Source organism: Paenibacillus sp. FSL R5-0517, from assembly GCF_037974355.1.
In the GTDB taxonomy this organism is placed as follows: Bacteria; Bacillota; Bacilli; order Paenibacillales; family Paenibacillaceae; genus Paenibacillus.
On the sequence record NZ_CP150235.1, the window covers coordinates 5,769,108 to 5,785,224 of the forward strand.

The 16,117-nt window shown below is 44.7% G+C and carries 17 protein-coding genes; 5 read left to right on the forward strand and 12 right to left on the reverse strand.

Going from position 1 to position 16,117, the window contains the following annotated elements; all coding sequences use genetic code 11:
• The first annotated feature begins 14 nt into the window (after positions 1–14).
• The 4 genes from MKX40_RS25730 (at position 15) to MKX40_RS25745 (ending at position 3,084) form a co-directional block, all read left to right on the forward strand.
• Positions 15–581 carry a methyltransferase domain-containing protein gene (locus MKX40_RS25730; RefSeq protein ID WP_339237617.1) on the forward strand — a complete coding sequence of 189 codons (567 nt, stop codon included), beginning with the start codon at positions 15–17 and terminating at the stop codon, positions 579–581.
• An 89-nt stretch (positions 582–670) separates the two neighbouring features.
• Entirely contained in the window at positions 671–1,351 is a 681-nt protein-coding gene (locus MKX40_RS25735; protein WP_339237618.1) for a response regulator transcription factor, read from the forward strand.
• The gene (locus MKX40_RS25740) at positions 1,344–2,450 is read left to right on the forward strand and encodes a HAMP domain-containing sensor histidine kinase (RefSeq protein WP_339237620.1); all 1,107 of its coding nucleotides are present in this window, start codon (positions 1,344–1,346) and stop codon (positions 2,448–2,450) included. The genes MKX40_RS25735 and MKX40_RS25740 overlap by 8 nt, the downstream gene beginning before the upstream one ends.
• A 34-nt stretch (positions 2,451–2,484) precedes the next feature.
• On the forward strand, positions 2,485–3,084 hold the full coding sequence (locus MKX40_RS25745; protein WP_339237622.1) for a methyltransferase domain-containing protein: 600 nt from the start codon (positions 2,485–2,487) through the stop codon (positions 3,082–3,084).
• A gap of 56 nt (positions 3,085–3,140) precedes the next feature.
• Here MKX40_RS25745 and MKX40_RS25750 read toward each other — a convergent pair whose 3' ends face one another.
• From MKX40_RS25750 to MKX40_RS25790, 9 genes are all read right to left on the reverse strand, one after another.
• Entirely contained in the window at positions 3,141–3,533 is a 393-nt protein-coding gene (locus tag MKX40_RS25750) for a hypothetical protein (protein ID WP_339237624.1), read from the reverse strand.
• Positions 3,534–3,557: 24 nt separating this feature from the next.
• Positions 3,558–4,340: an SDR family oxidoreductase gene (locus MKX40_RS25755; protein WP_339237626.1), complete on the reverse strand. Its 783-nt coding sequence runs from the start codon at positions 4,338–4,340 to the stop codon at positions 3,558–3,560.
• A 92-nt stretch (positions 4,341–4,432) separates the two neighbouring features.
• Positions 4,433–5,011 carry a TetR/AcrR family transcriptional regulator gene (locus MKX40_RS25760; RefSeq protein ID WP_339237628.1) on the reverse strand — a complete coding sequence of 193 codons (579 nt, stop codon included), beginning with the start codon at positions 5,009–5,011 and terminating at the stop codon, positions 4,433–4,435.
• Between the two features lie 61 nt (positions 5,012–5,072).
• A complete protein-coding gene (locus MKX40_RS25765; RefSeq protein ID WP_339237629.1) occupies positions 5,073–6,071 on the reverse strand; it encodes an NADP-dependent oxidoreductase in 999 nt (332 codons plus the stop codon).
• 306 nt (positions 6,072–6,377) lie between these two features.
• Positions 6,378–7,463 (reverse strand): alkene reductase, encoded by a 1,086-nt coding sequence (locus MKX40_RS25770; protein WP_339237631.1) that lies wholly within the window; start codon positions 7,461–7,463, stop codon positions 6,378–6,380.
• Between the two features lie 63 nt (positions 7,464–7,526).
• On the reverse strand, positions 7,527–8,285 hold the full coding sequence (locus MKX40_RS25775) for an SDR family NAD(P)-dependent oxidoreductase (protein ID WP_339237634.1): 759 nt from the start codon (positions 8,283–8,285) through the stop codon (positions 7,527–7,529).
• 84 nt (positions 8,286–8,369) lie between these two features.
• Positions 8,370–9,407, reverse strand: coding sequence for an aldo/keto reductase (locus MKX40_RS25780; protein WP_339237635.1), 1,038 nt, complete (start codon positions 9,405–9,407; stop codon positions 8,370–8,372).
• A gap of 237 nt (positions 9,408–9,644) precedes the next feature.
• On the reverse strand, positions 9,645–10,433 hold the full coding sequence (locus MKX40_RS25785; RefSeq protein ID WP_339237637.1) for an RNA methyltransferase: 789 nt from the start codon (positions 10,431–10,433) through the stop codon (positions 9,645–9,647).
• A 26-nt stretch (positions 10,434–10,459) separates the two neighbouring features.
• Positions 10,460–11,161 (reverse strand): TrkA family potassium uptake protein, encoded by a 702-nt coding sequence (locus MKX40_RS25790; RefSeq protein ID WP_339243208.1) that lies wholly within the window; start codon positions 11,159–11,161, stop codon positions 10,460–10,462.
• A gap of 128 nt (positions 11,162–11,289) precedes the next feature.
• On the opposite strand from MKX40_RS25790, the gene sspI reads away from it, so the two are divergent.
• Complete coding sequence (gene sspI / locus MKX40_RS25795) at positions 11,290–11,523, forward strand: small acid-soluble spore protein SspI (RefSeq protein WP_036673259.1); 234 nt, start codon at positions 11,290–11,292, stop codon at positions 11,521–11,523.
• A 231-nt stretch (positions 11,524–11,754) separates the two neighbouring features.
• Here the strand turns inward: sspI and MKX40_RS25800 are convergent, their stop codons facing one another.
• The 3 genes from MKX40_RS25800 to zwf form a co-directional block, all read right to left on the reverse strand.
• A complete protein-coding gene (locus MKX40_RS25800) occupies positions 11,755–13,338 on the reverse strand; it encodes a peptide chain release factor 3 (RefSeq protein WP_339237639.1) in 1,584 nt (527 codons plus the stop codon).
• 355 nt (positions 13,339–13,693) lie between these two features.
• Positions 13,694–14,092: a DoxX family protein gene (locus tag MKX40_RS25805; protein WP_024634146.1), complete on the reverse strand. Its 399-nt coding sequence runs from the start codon at positions 14,090–14,092 to the stop codon at positions 13,694–13,696.
• 354 nt (positions 14,093–14,446) lie between these two features.
• Positions 14,447–15,997, reverse strand: a complete 1,551-nt coding sequence (zwf, locus tag MKX40_RS25810) for a glucose-6-phosphate dehydrogenase (RefSeq protein ID WP_339237642.1) — start codon at positions 15,995–15,997, stop codon at positions 14,447–14,449.
• Between the last annotated feature and the right edge of the window lie 120 nt (positions 15,998–16,117).

Sequence of the window (16,117 nt, forward strand, 5' to 3'; positions counted from 1 at the left end):
GAGGAACCACACACATGAATTCCAATCAACCACTATTATTTCTGAAAAGCTTTCTTCAAAGCCCCAAACATGTTGGCAGCATCATTCCCAGTTCCCGGTTTCTCGCCAACAAAATGGTGAATCAAGCCTCTTGGCTGGAGGCAAAAGCAGTTGCCGAACTCGGATCGGGTACAGGGCCGATCACTCGTTATATTCAACAACAGGTGCAGGACTCCACCAAAGTCCTATTGTTTGAGATGAACGACACAATGAGGAATAATCTTCAGACAGCATACCCGGAGTTCTCCTGTTATCCAGACGCCGCTCGATTGGTAGAATCCATAATTCAAGAGGGCGTTCAGCAATTGGATTACATCTTTAGCGGGTTGCCCTTCTTCAACTTTGAGCCTGAATTAAGAAATACGTTGGTAGAGCAGATCCATAAGGCACTCAAACCCGGAGGATTTTTCATCGCCTTTCAATATTCACTTCAAATGAAAAAATTATTATCCGAACACTTTATCATCGAAAAAATAGAATTAGTGCCTTTGAATATCCCACCTGCATTCGTTTATGTCTGTCGCAAAAAGGAAACAATTTAAACATTCCTGACTATCGTTTACACTGATGTTATCCTCTTGATAAGAAATTAAAATGTTATTTAGATTAGAGCAAAAAGGAGTGTTGAATCATGAGTACCATTCTTGTTGTTGATGATGAACCCGATATCCGTGATGTCATTCATGTCTATTTACGTAACGAAGGATATCAGGTCATTGAAGCAGCCAACGGCGAAGAAGCGCTAAATATTATCAATACAACATCAGTCCAACTCGTCATATTAGATGTTATGATGCCCATTATGGACGGAATCAAAGCCTGCTTCAAAATAAGAGAAGTATCAACCACTCCGATCATTATGTTATCTGCCAAGGAAGAAGACATTGATAAAATTACAGGCCTGACTACCGGGGCCGACGATTACATGGTCAAACCCTTTAATCCATTAGAATTACTGGCTCGTGTTAAAGCTCAGCTCCGACGTCAAACATTGATCGGGAAACCGGAATCGAGTTCACTGATCCTCATTAAGGACCTTGTCATTGATACAAGCAAGCATTCAGTAAAGTTAAAAGAGAATGACATTTCACTAACCCCTCTGGAGTTCTCCATTCTGGTGTTACTTGCGAGTCATCCTGGACAAGTATTCAGCTCCGAGAAGATTTACGAAACCGTATGGAAAGAACCTTACGGGTATTCGGATAATACGGTGATGGTTCATATTCGCAATCTGCGAGAAAAGCTGGAATTGACTCCACGAGAACCTCAGTATATTAAAACGGTATGGGGAGTAGGTTATAAAATTGATTAAACGATTACAGCAATCCAAACAAACGAAAAAAATACAGATCCATATCCTCAATCGAATGGTGATCAGTTTTGTAATTTCAATTGTCGGATCAGTGATTATCAATAATATCCTTATTACGATTGTGGCAAAAATCAGTGAAGGTTTGGAGTGGAATTGGATTCTCAACTACTTCCCTTATATTCTGACACCTATATTTATCTTAATCTTTACGCTTACTTTTTTGAGTTCCACACGAAAAATTGTAAGAGACATCATTTCACTGGAGCAAGGGCTTCAAATCATATCTGAAGGTAATTTAAACTACAGGGTACCTGTAGTTCGACAAGATGAACTGGGCCGGGTTGCTTCCAACATTAATCATATGACTGAACAGTTGCAGATACAGATGAGCAAGGAGCGCGAATTGGAAAAATCCAAGATGGACATGATCACAGGCATCTCACATGACCTGCGTACACCGCTTACCAGCATAATTGGTTATATTGAACTTCTCAAATCAGAATCATTTCAAGACAAAGCTGAGTATGACCGCTTCATTCAAAACACCTATAACAAAGCAACGCATTTGAAGAAGTTACTCGATGATCTATTTGAATACACACGTCTTAACGCAGTGAACACCCAATTGGATTTGAAAAAGGTTGACCTATGTCAGCTATTGGATCAATTGTTGTTTGAATTCGAGCCTTTAGCTCAGGAGAATGGGGTTCATATTGAGAAAAAACTCGGTGATGCTCCAATCATGGTTTCCTTGGATAGTGATAAAATTGCACGAGCCATCGACAATCTTCTCATGAATGCACTGAAGTATTCCTTTAAACCGGGTACGATTCATGTTCGAATGAGTGTGCGGCATAATCACGTTACCATTGAAGTAGAGAATAAAGGCATGCCACTAACAATAGAACAAAAAAACAGACTGTTTGATCGCTTTTATAAGGTGGATTATTCGAGGAATAGCGAAGGCATTCAATCAGGATCTGGTCTGGGTCTTTCTATTGCGAGGAACATTGCGGAGTTACACCAGGGGACTTTAACACTACAACATACACTTAACGTATTTATCTTCCAACTAAACTTGCCTTCCAACATCAAGTGAACCATCAATGCATCTAACCATGGAGGATACCAAGATGAAAACACCCGAACCATTTCTTTTCCTGCAAGGATTTCTGAGGAATCCCAAACGAGTAGGCAGTGTCCTGCCCAGTTCCAAATTTCTAGCTCGTAAAATCGTCCAATCTATACGATGGGATGAGGTTAGGAGCATTGCTGAGCTGGGGCCAGGAACAGGCGCTGTTACACGTCTCATGAGAGCACATTTACCGCAATCTGCAACTGTGTTTTTATTTGAAAGAGACCCCAAAATGAGAAGTAATCTGAAGAGGACATATCCTGAATTCATGTTCCATTCGAATGCATCCTATCTGTTGAAAAGAATCAATCAAGAACATGTGCAACAATTGGATAGTATCATTTGCGGACTGCCCTTTTTTAATTTCTCCAGAGAAATGAGACAAAATATCCTGTCACAGATCCATACAGCGCTGCGACCTGGAGGCATTTTAGTTTTGTACCAGTACTCACTTCATATGAAGAAACGTTTAGCTGAGTTATTTGAGATCGAGAAAATTCAATTTGAACCCCTCAGCTTCCCGCCTGCTTTTGTGTATGTTTGTCGTAAAAGACAAGATGAAGGAGCCAGTAAAACAAGCGAATTGGAGGAAAGCTGATTGTTTTATTACTACAGAACTCAATCGAATTATGCAAATGATGTTTTGCTATCTTCTCATTTTACGGTTGCCAGCCAATGATATGCCTCATCTATGTCATGAAACTCTTGAGATGGATTGGATATGTCCATTCCTGAGAGCATTCGGTTTGCACTCGATTTAGCTATCGCTTTATGGGGAACTAGCAGTGCTGAATACTTTAGTCCTGCTTCGAGTGATCTCGGATGCCACTCTTTTGCAACCCACTCTTGGTCATCTGGCGAAATAACAGCCAAGTGACGGCTATCGTATAACGTCTTATTCGAGCGTTTTTGCACCGCTAACTCCAACAATTTATTTAGCGGTGTACGATATTGTTCACCTTGTGCAAAGCTCTTCCATTGCAAAACAGCTACCTTATTTTCCTCATTCCATGAAACGGTTGCTTGGGGGGAATCATAAAAGATCAAATCGACCAGCTCCTTTTTAGATGTTTAATGTCCTGTCTTATCCTGTGAGGATCTAATCATGCGAGTCATCATCTTACGCGGCAACAACCGCGGCATAAACGCGATGAATCGGTTCCGAGCACCAGGCATAATTAACGTCTTGCCACGCAAGAAACCTTGGTACCCTTCTTCAGCCACCTGCCCCGCTTCCATGATAGGGCCCTGCAGCATCTTCGAGACACCCATACCCGAACGATCAACAAAGCCGGTAGAGGTCAGGCCTGGACACAGTGCCGTTACCGTAACACCCGTTCCGCTTACTTCATTCTCCAAAGCTTCGGTGAACGATAACACGTATGCCTTTGTTGCATAATATACCGACATCATCGGTCCAGGGAAAAAACCTACCAACGAAGCCACATTCATCACACCGCCGTGCCCACGTTGGATCATATCCGGTAAGAACAGCTTGGTCATGATGGTTAAAGCCTTGATATTCACGTCAATCATATTGACTTCTTGTTCCAGTTCCGTTTCCATAAACGTCCCGAACAGACCGAAGCCTGCATTGTTGACAAGATAATCAACAACAATCCCCTTTTCCTTCAGCTCATGATAAATCTCCTGTGGTACCCCAGGTGCCGCCACATCTTTGGCAATAACCGTCATCTGAATGCCATACTTTTTCTGATACTCCTGAGCTAAATCCTGTATCTTACCCTCGCTTCGTGCTACCAGCACAATATGATGTCCGCCTTCGGCAAATCGATCTGCTAACTCTTTACCAATCCCACCTGAGACCCCTGTGATGAGAACTGTCTTTCTCATGTCGTTACCTGCCTCTCTTTTCTTTTCTATAACATATGTTCATCTGAAACACCCATATTAGAACGAACATTCTTTAAAAGGCAGAAAAAAGACTACCTTAGTATGAGATCCATAGATAGCGTCCCTATACGAAGAAGTTTTTCCTCGGTTATTGAAGTCTTGGCCATCACCCTTAGCCCAACGCCTACATTATGCAAATATTCCGCCAATAGCTCGGCGTTGTACTCCATTGTGAATTCACCTTCTTGCTGTCCCCACACAATCATGTCCTTGATGAGTTTCTCCGTATTTGCAAACATCTCCGTCGATCGGTTGTTCATGTCGTCATCGCGTGCCGCTAATTCTACCGTCGAATTGACAATCAAGCAGCCTGATGAAGGATGCTCCTCTTCATGAATTAAAGAGGAAAATATAAACTGAAGTGCTTCCGTTGCCGTTGTAGAACGCTTTACACCTGCCGCAAGAGCTGAGCTGATTTTGTGATCATACAGATCTACTGCCTTCAGAAACAAGGTATGTTTATCACCAAATGTGTCATACAAGCTTTTACGATGAATTCCCATATGATGGACCAGATCCTTCATAGACGTCTTTTCATAACCTTGTTTCCAAAAAAGTCTCATTGCTTTATCCAGAACAACAGACTCTTCGAACTCTTTGCTTCTCGCCATTGGCTTTCCTCCTGTTCAGAAAATGAACATTGAATAGCATGAGCATCATCTTAACGAGATTTTAGAAGGTAACAATGACTTTGCCCTGGGAGTGACCCGTTGATACTTTAATTAATGCCTTTTCAATATCATCAAACGAATAAGCGGATTCGATCGAAGGCTTAATGTCTTCTTTTTCTACAAGAGCTGTAATCTCTTGCAATTGGACCCCGCTGGAGTGCACGAATAAAAACCGATATTCATTTTGGTTCTTACGTGCTAACGAATCCAGGCGTGCACCTACCAGACCAAATAGTGCTCTCTTCCACAACGGGAATTGACTGTCTACTGCAAAGCGATAATTGGGTCCCGCTTTCAAAGAAACTAATTTACCCTGTGGTTTCAAAATGCTCAATTCAGCTTTGATCTCGTCAGCACCCAAAGTGTCAATGACATAATCGATGTCGGACAGGATGTCAGCATAATGCTCCGTCTTATAATTAATGAATTGATCTGCTCCAATGGATAGAGTACGTGCTCTTCCTCTCTCACTGCCACTTGTGATAACCGTTAATCCCATAGACTTGGCAATCGGGATAGCCATCGCACCGAAACCACCAGTTCCTCCAGGTATAAACAGCTTTTTATTCGGTTCAGCTCGAAGTACATCATGCAATGCTTGATAAGCGGTCAGGGCAGTAAGAGGTACTGCAGCCGCTTCAATAAAGGACAAATTCTCCGGCATCATGGACAAAGCATTTTCATGCACGGCTGCATATTCAGCAAAAGCACCAATTTTATTCAGAGGTAACCTTGTGTAGACCGAATCGCCCACTTTAAAATTCAAAACATCATCACCAACAGCTTCAATGACACCTGATAATTCATTACCTAAAGTTAAAGGTAAGTTATAGTCGGCAATCATCCGAACACTGCCATTCATATTCAAGATATCCAGCGGATTTACACCCGCAGCTTTTACTTTGACAAGGACCTCATGGCTCTGAATCTGAGGTATCTCGATATCATTGATTTTCACTTGGATTTTTTTGGAGTACTTCTGAATCTGAGCTGCTCTCATCAGTTATCCTCTTCCTTTGCTTATAGACTATAGAAGTTGAACTAAAGATTATTTACACTGACACTACGATGACAGAACAACCCTCCAATCGCTGTTATCCCCAGATTTTTTTGATTCCCTTTCTATAGGGAAAATCCGGTGATAAAGGCGAGGTGTATGCTTCCGAAGAGCTTTCTTTCAGAAAGCTTGTAGCTTCGCTTTTTCAGGTTCTTTCTGTCCTCTACGTTATCGTGTAAATGATTCGTTCAACTTATGTAGGAACATGGCTAACAAGGTTCAGTTGTACGCCATGCTCCATGGTTGGTGCTAGTGTTGCCCCTCTTGTGACTTCAATTCATCCAACGTAGGATAATCCGTGTACCCTTTACTTCCTGAACCAAAGAAGGTTGCAGGATCTGCTTCATTAAGTGGTGCACCTTGTTGAAGACGTTCCACCAAATCCGGATTGGCCAAAGACCATACACCAACCGGTACCAGATCAGCCAGACCTCGATCTAGATCTGCACTGAGATCTTCTAACGTTCTTCCGGCCCGGTTGACCAACAATGGATTTTGCCAAATTGAACGAATGTCCTGGAGCAGTTCTTCATTTCCAAGATGCATAACATGAAGGTACACCAAGTCCAATTGGGCTAATTCTTTGGCAAGATAACGATAAAGTTCAGGACCTTGTTCCCCATCCTGAATTCCGCCAAGAGGTGTTCCTGGAGAGATTCGGAAGCCTGTACGTTCTGCTCCAATTTCTTCGACAACAGCTTTCGCTACTTCAATTGCAAACCGAGCACGATTTTCTATAGATCCCCCATACTCATCTGTCCGCGTATTTGAATTGTCTCCGAAGAACTGATTGATCAAATATCCATTGGCTCCATGAATTTCGACGCCATCCGCCCCTGCTTCGATCGCTGCGGCTGCTGCTTTACGGAAATCGGCGATGGTCGTTTGAATATCCTCCTGACTCAATTCCCGGGGAACGGGGATATCCTGCATCCCTGTAGCCGTAAACATTTCTACACCCGGTGCGATGGCAGATGGAGCAACCGGTTGGCGATGATGCGGGGTATTGTCCGGATGTGACATGCGACCCGCATGCATTAATTGGATGTATACATATCCGCCAGCTTCATGCACCGCATCCGTTACCTTTTTCCATCCATCAATATGCTTGTCGGTATAGATGCCAGGTGACCACAAGTACCCCTGTCCATCATCCGAGGGTTGTGTACCTTCCGTAATCAGGAGTCCCATGGTCGCACGCTGAGCATAATAAAGTGCAGCCAACTCTCCAGGTGTACCATCTTCTTGCGCCCGACTGCGTGTCATGGGTGCCATCGCTAGTCTATGAGGCAATTCCATGTTGCCAATCTTTGTTTTACTCCATATCTTTTCCAATGGGATGTACTCCTCTTCTTATTTGAGATTTGGTAAAAAGATGTATGCGTGGATGCTTCTGAATTAACTTAGTTCTGAGAGCACTGGGTACATCGGAGCCGTCAGTTGGAAATCATAGTTCTGGTCTACAATCCCCACAACCACATCGTTGCGATCATACAAATCTAACATGAAGCCCGCCATTTCTTTAGCTGTATGGTATTTGGACATATTGGCTTTGTAATCAAAAGCTTCAGCATTCAGTGATTTTTGAATGAATTCTGTTTCAGTGATCGCTGGTGCTAGGATCTTCGCTTTTAGTTGCGCACCTTTCAGTTCAAGTTCTTTGGCAAGACCTTCGGTGAAGGCACTAACATAGTATTTCGATGCAGAATAAGCAACATTGCCTACAGCAATGGCATATCCAAGTGCGGAGGAGACGTTAATCAACTGCGTGTCTTCGATATCCGCATAATCTCGTACATACAGTGTAGACAGGATGGTCAGTGATTCGATGTTAACTCGCAGCATGGTCTCTACTTTATCCAAATTTTGTTCAGCAATGAACGAAACCTCTCCAAGCCCTGCATTATTGATCCAAGTCTCGATTTCATATTCCTTCAAATCGTTGTACAATGCGTAAGCCTCTGCCGTAACAGACAGGTCACTTGTGTGAACAATAACACTCACTTTAGGATTGATACTCTGAATGGTGGATTTAAGCTCTTCTAACTTATCCAATCTTCTAGCTACCAAAATCAAGTTTTTCCCTCGTGCTGCAAATGCCAATGCCGTCTCATATCCAATCCCTGAACTTGCTCCTGTAATTACAGTGTATTTCATCTTATTTCTCTCCCTCATATTCTTTAGTTTAGTGCGATTTCAATTTCGAGAACGATCGTTCTTAAATGTGTAAAAAAAATGATTTCAACTCTGGATTCTTCGCTTGTTTGCTTGTAGCCAATCCGGTGTCCAGCCTTTTTCCAGAGCATCCAGGGTTACACCTGGCGGAACGATCGCATCGATCGCATCCAAGATATCGGCGCTCAAACGGATGTCGCTGCCTTTTAGAGTTTCACGCAATTGCTCAATGGTTCTTGCCCCAACTATCGCGGAAGTAATTGCTGAGTGAGCTTGTGTAAATGCCATCGCAAGATGCGGCAACGTTAATCCTGATTCATTTGCAAGGGCTTGGAGCTTATCCACCGCTTCAAACTTGGTACGGTTTTCCTCTCGATTTGGGTCCACAACAGTAGAAAGTTTCCCAAGTGATGCCGCTGCTCTGGAACCTTTGGCAGCCACTTCGCCGGAGCGGTATTTTCCTGTTAGCAAGCCGCCAGAAAGTGGGCTCCATACCAATACACCCATTCCATATTTTGAGGTTGCAGCGAGCAAATCAAATTCAATACTCCGATTCACAATGGAATAAGGTGCTTGTTCGGATACAAAACGTGCTGTTTTGTTACGTTCGCTATTCCATTGTGCTTCGGTTACTTGCCACGCTTGAAAATTAGATGTACCAATATAACGAATTTTTCCTTCTCGAACCAAATCTGTCAGTGCATCAAGACTTTCCTCAATATCGGTTTGAAGATCTGGCTGATGTAGTTGATACAGGTCAATATAGTCCGTTTTTAACCTCCTCAAGCTATCCTCTACTGCACGTTTAATCCATAATTTTGAGTTACCGGATTGATTAAGTCCACTGCCCATAACCATTCCGCCTTTTGTGGCGAGAACAATATTTTGTCTACGCTCTTTCAAAAGGTTGCCGAGAATCTCTTCAGATTGACCAAGGGAATATACATCCGCCGTATCGATGAAATTAATACCGCCTGCCAACGCTTCATCTAAAAGAACAGCTGCTTCACTTTCCGTGACTTTCCCCATAAAGCCCCACGTACCTGTACCTAATGCAAAACTGCTTACTTTGAGACCCGTATTTCCTAATACACGATACTCCATGTTTCATTCACCCTTTCTTCATTTGGCACATCGAGAACGATCGTTCTAAAATAATTTCAAAAAAAGTAGCTAGATTTCATATCACGTCCCATAACTTTCTGCTACCTCAACAATATAACATATATAGAACGATCGGTAAAGAATATTAAAAAAATTTATTTTAATAAGAAAGACACCTCAAACACCCTTATTGATGTTTGTGATGTCTTTTTGCATGGTTACAATTCTATTTACTACCTACACCATCCGCTGCCTCATCGCCTCAAACAACAAAATCGTTGCCGCCATTGCCGCATTAAGCGACTCCGCCTTGCCTTGCATTGGAATCGTAATTGCATCATCCACCAAGCGTGCCGTAGCATCCGAGATACCCTTACCTTCGTTGCCAATCACAAGCCATACCGATTGCGTAAAATCATAACTATAGCAAGAATGCTCTGCCTGCAAAGAAGTACTTACCAGCTTCACACCCGCACCCTTTGCTTTGGGAAGCAAGGACTCCAACTGGCCCTCCACAATAGGCAAATGAAACAATGACCCCATCGTCGAACGAATCGTCTTCGGGTTATATACATCCGCACAGCCTGCGCCAAGTACGACACCTGCTGCTCCAGCTGCATCCGCACTCCGAATAATCGTCCCCACATTTCCTGGGTCCTGCACCCCATCCAGTACCACAACAAGCCCGCGCGCGCCGTCAATGAGGCTTTCCAGTGGCTCACTGCCTTTACGCACAATTGCGAATACAGGCTGTGGTGTCATCGTATCCGTACATTTGGCGATAACCGCAGGAGATACACTGACCCATTCTACACGCTGTAACGGGTTCTCAAGCCCGGCCAGTTCGCTAGGTACGCCTTGCTCTCCGTCGTACACAATACACTCCAGATCTGCTCCGGCGCGCAACGCTTCCTGTACCAGATGAATGCCTTCAATGATATATTTATGTTGACGGGTACGATGCTTTTTCTCCAGCAGCTGTGCCCATTCTTTTACACGTGTATTTTGCGGTGATACAATATCCATCTTTCCATCCTTCCCATCTGCATCCATCACTTCGGATATGCAAGTTCCATTTTCGTCAAATGATCCTTGTGACCCACAATGACCAGCACATCTCCAGCTTCGATCCGGTCCTCCGCGTACGGAGAGATGTTCATCGAGTTCCCACTACGAATCGCCATGACGTTGCATCCAAAACGTGCACGGATGTTTAATTCCATCAGGTTTTTGCCGATCATTTGCTCGGAAGCTCTCATCTCCAGAATACTGTAATCCTCAGATAACTCAATGTAATCCAGTATGTTAGGCGAGGTCAGATGATGGGCTACGCGTAATCCCATATCCCGCTCAGGATAGATGACCTTGTCTGCTCCAATCTTCTGCAGCACCTTACCATGAAGCTCATTTTGAGCTTTTACGATTAGGACCGGTACACCCATATCTTTCAATATCAGGGTTGTCAGAATACTCGCCTGAATATCTTCACCAATTGCCACAACGACAACGTCGAAATTCCGTATGCCCAGCGCCCGCAGCGCTTCTTCATCTGTTGAATCTGCCGATACCGCATGAGTCACCACATTGGACATTTCCTGTGTCCGCTGCTCGTCCGCATCAATTGCCAGCACGTCGAATCCCATACCGCTCAGTGCATTGGCAACACTTGATCCGAACCGTCCCATGCCAATTACGGCATACTGTTTCTTGGCCATTAGGGTCTTAACCTCCCGCTGCACTTCAGCATAACGCATCATTACGGATACCCATGCTAACGTAAATAATCCTTCGTAGTATACCACAAAGCCCGATAAACTTGAATGCGCTCGCGCTTCCTAGGGAACAGTATTAGAGCAGCCGAATATACGAGGAGGGAATTGCGATGCCCATTACATTAAGCCTGCGTGAAGCGATTGTTCATAAAGTTCATGACAAGAGTGATGATCAGCTCCGGGAGATGATTGAAGGTTCAGTAGATGGACCGGAAGCTGCATTACCTGGACTTGGCGCCATTTTCGAGATGATCTGGAAGAACACAGAACCTGCCAAGCAGGAAGAACTCATTCAAATCGCGCAGGAGCATCTGCACACCATTCCCGTTCAACCGCTTCGCTAATCGAAGCATTGAAGGGTAGGGTAACCATCAAACCGTTTGTTCAGTCTGCAAAAGAAAGCTTTCCCTTATTCGGCTGGATCATACCCGCCTCGAGTTAAGGTGTATAGCAATAGATCCCTCCGCCAATCGGCGGAGGGATCTTATTTTGTACAAGCGTTACCTCATGGTGGCAGCTTGTTACATCCAACCAACCCTTCAATGATTAGCCGGATTACGTCTGTCTGCTTGCGCTTAAGGTGCAGTCTCCAAGAACTTGGCTGTAGGATTTTTATCCATAGCCGTTCTCATGGCGTACTCATTTTCGAAGAGCACGACATAATTTCCTTTTTTATCTTTTACAAGCGCAGAGTTAATCCGGAATTTGCTTGCGTCCAGATTCTCGTCCACGATCCAGCGAGCAAACTGATAAGGCATGCGCTGCAATTGCACGTCTACCCCATACTCGCCTTTCATCCGGTATTCAAATACCTCGAACTGCAGTTGACCAATTACGCCGAGAATCGTCTCGTCGAAACTTGCCGTCTGGAACACCTGAATGGTTCCTTCCTCCGTCAACTGGTCAATCCCTTTTTGGTACTGTTTATGTTTCAACGCATTTTTTACGGTAACTTTGGCAAATATCTCTGGCGAGAACGTTGGCAACTCCTCAAAGACAACCTCGCTGCCTTGGCTCAGTGAATCGCCAATCCGGAAGATACCCGGATCGAACAAACCAATAATATCGCCGGCATATGCCTCTTCAACAATATCCCGGTCTTGTGCCAAGAATTGCTGTGGCTGTGACAGCTTGATCTCTTTACCTACACGAGTATGCTTCACACTCATTCCACGTTGGAACTTGCCTGATACAATACGCAGGAACGCAATACGATCCCGGTGTGCCGGGTTCATGTTCGCTTGAATCTTGAATACATACCCGCTGAATTTCTCATTCGTTGGCTGGATTTCTCCTGCCGTACTGCGACGTGGTTCAGGCTTCGGTGCCAGTTCCAGGAAGTTCTCCAGGAAGGTTTGCACACCAAAATTATTAATCGCACTACCGAAGAAAATAGGTGTCAATTCGCCGCGTTGAACTTTCTCCATATCAAACGGATCTCCCGCAACATCCAAAAGCTCCAGATCCTGAATTAACTGATCATGCAGATATTCCCCTGCCATCTCACGGATAATTGGATCTGTATAACCGTCTACTTTCTGAACTTTGATTGTCGAGTGATCGTCCCCTTGGAACAACTCCACCTGATTTTTCATCCGGTCATATACACCGCATAGTTCGCGACCTGTACCAATAGGCCAGTTCATTGGAACGGAACGAATACCCAGTACATTTTCAAGTTCTTCCATCAGATCAAACGGGCTTTTACCCTCACGGTCGAGTTTGTTGATAAACGTAAAGATTGGAATACCACGCTTCGCACACACCTGAAACAACTTGATTGTTTGTGCCTCGACACCCTTCGCTACGTCAATCAACATGACCGCACTGTCAGCAGCCGTCAGTGTACGATACGTATCTTCACTGAAATCCTGGTGACCCGGTGTATCCAGAATGTTAACGCGATGGTTCAGGTAATCAAATTGCATTACGGAAGAAGTAACCGAGATCCCCCGTTGTTTCTCAATTTCCATCCAGTCACTTGTTGCGTGTTTGCTGGCTTTCCGAGCTTTTACCGTTCCCGCAAGGCGAATCGCGCCCCCGAACAGCAACAGTTTCTCGGTTAATGTCGTTTTACCCGCATCCGGGTGAGAGATAATGGCAAACGTCCGGCGTTTGTCCACTTCCTGTTGAAGAATATCATTTGCAGCTTTGCTCATAGGTTTAATCCCTTTCGTCCGTTCATTCACGTTAATCCGGCATGGCCGGTCCATCATTCAATCTTTATGCAATCCGGCGAGGCCGGTTGATTGTACACTGGTCATTTTGCATATGAGGTATTCATACACTAGATTAATTTTACACATTTACAATGGAGTTCATCCTCCTCAAAATCTGTGCTTTCATCGTTACCGTGAACTGCTTCTTAACCCAACTCTCCTATTGTACCATAATCTGTACCGAAAATAACCGATTACTACCGCAGATTCTTCTCTTTTCAATTGCAAAAAAAAGCACCCTTCAGCCATAATCATGGCATCCAGGCACTCCTCATTTATTTCATGTTATTGTGTTTTAGAAAATCAATGCATCCAGCGCGTATTGTCCGCCACCTGTCAGGGCCAGCGCTACACCAATTACCAGAATCGCGAGATTATATTCGAATCCGTTCTGCGTGGACCAGTAACCGTTCGCACCATGGACTTTCACAATCGCAATGACCATCGTCAATGCAATCAGAATACCGCCTACCGGTGTAAGCAGACCCAGAGCAAGCAGCAAACCGCCACCGAATTCCGCGAGTCCAGCCAGTAAAGCCACCAATGCACCTGGCTTCATGCCCATCGACTCAAACCAGCCGCCTGTACCCTTGATTCCGTAACCTCCGAACCAACCAAACAGCTTTTGAGCCCCGTGCGCCATGAACGACAATCCAATCACCAAACGAATCAATAACAACCCTACATCCAACATCATTTTCTTTTTCCTCCATTCGATATATACAAAATAGTATTCTCAGATTAAAGATATTATGCACATTTTTTCATGATTCTCTGTGACGCAAACCCCTTCAACTGGTTTACATTTTATCTCATGAATGATCACTTATCCGAAACGTTGGCCCGGATGAAGTTTGTCATTGGCGTAACTCTTTAACTCATGTGTTGAGTATAAGTTACATACTTACTTTTTGTCAACAACTTAATTTAAATTACTTATTTCCTTTTGATGGATGCCTTCCTTTTCCCCGCTAAAAAGCCTGAGTACACCGCATAATTTGCGATACCCAGGCTCAGTCATGTTGTCTATGCTGTTAATGTCCTTACCCTACCCATTTACTTGCCAGATCACGCTGTCCTCATCCTGACCATTCACCGGCCACCAGTGGAATCCGTCCTGCTCCAGCAGCTTGTCTGTCGCTTCTGGTCCCCAGGTTCCAGCAGGGTACGTATGAAGCTCTCCCTGATTCTGTCCCCAGGCTGCTGCGATCCGATCCACAAAAGACCAGGCTGTCGCCACTTCATCCCAACGGGTAAAGTACGTAGAATCCCCTTCTGCCGCATCGTGCAGCAGACGTTCATACGCTTCAGGCGAGTTGATTCCAATCATGCAGCTCTGGCAGAAATCCATCGCGAGCGGCTGAATCTCGGAATCCGAGCCTGGTTTTTTGGCGTTGATCTTGATATATATGCCTTCCATCGGATTCACCCGAATCACGAGCAGATTCGGTTCCAATTTATACTTTTTCCCAAGATACACGTTGTTCGGCATCGACTTGAACTCTACTACGATCTCGGTCGTTTTCACCGGAAGACGCTTGCCTGTCCGAATGTAGAATGGAACACCCGCCCAGCGGAAATTATCCACGAATACACGTGCTGCAAAATAAGTCTCCGTATTCGACTGCGGATCAACCTTGTCTTCCTGACGATACCCCGGAAGCTGCTTGCCACGGTACTCACCTTCGGCATACTGTGCCCGCACAACGTTGTTGCTGACTTCCTCATCCGAAGTAAAGGCACGCAATGAGCGCAATACCTTCACCTTCTCATCCCGAATGTCTTCCGGGAATAGGCGACTCGGCGGTTCCATCGCAATCATCGTTAACATCTGAAGCATATGATTCTGCCCCATATCACGCAGTGCACCAGAGTGATCATAATAACCGCCACGTTCTTCCACGCCTACTGTCTCACCGAGCGTAATCTGAACGTTGGCAATATGTTTGTTATTCCAGAGCGGTTCAAAAAAAGCATTTCCGAACCGAATGACTTCGATATTTTGCACCATTTCCTTGCCCAGATAATGATCAATCCGGTAGATTTCCTCTTCACGGAATACCTCACGAATCTGCTCATTCAGATGTTCAGCCGATTGCAGATCATAACCAAATGGTTTTTCGATCACCAAACGGTTCCAACCCCGACTTTCCAGCATACCGCCGTCCCGCAAACTGTACGAGACACTGCCAAACAGCTCAGGTGCCAGTGCCAGATAGAACAGCCGGTTCCCCGGCGTGTTAAACTTCGATTCCAGATGCTCCGTTTGCGCACGCAGCTCTTTGAATCCGTCCACATTATTGATATCTAGTGCTTTGTATTCAAAATGATCGACAAAAGCGTTCCACTCATCAGGTTCCCCCGCCGGATAGCGGCAGAACTCTTTAATGGATTCATAGATGTCTTCCCGGAATTCTTCTGGGGACCTCGGACGACGTGCTACGCCAATAACCGCAAAGTCATCGGCAAGCTTGCCTTCACGGTAAAGACTGTAGATAGCCGGAAACAGCTTCCGGCGGGCCAAATCACCCGTTGCTCCAAAAATGAAAAATACTGCACCTGGTGTCTGTACTTCATCTTGCGATTGTTTTTCAACCATGGGCTCCTCTTTCTTCCGGGAAGATAACCTATATGCTCTCCCCGAGCTATGTAATGGTGTTATATATGCACGACATACAACCGTCAATTACCAGCAAGTTCCTTCTTGGATGTGATGCCA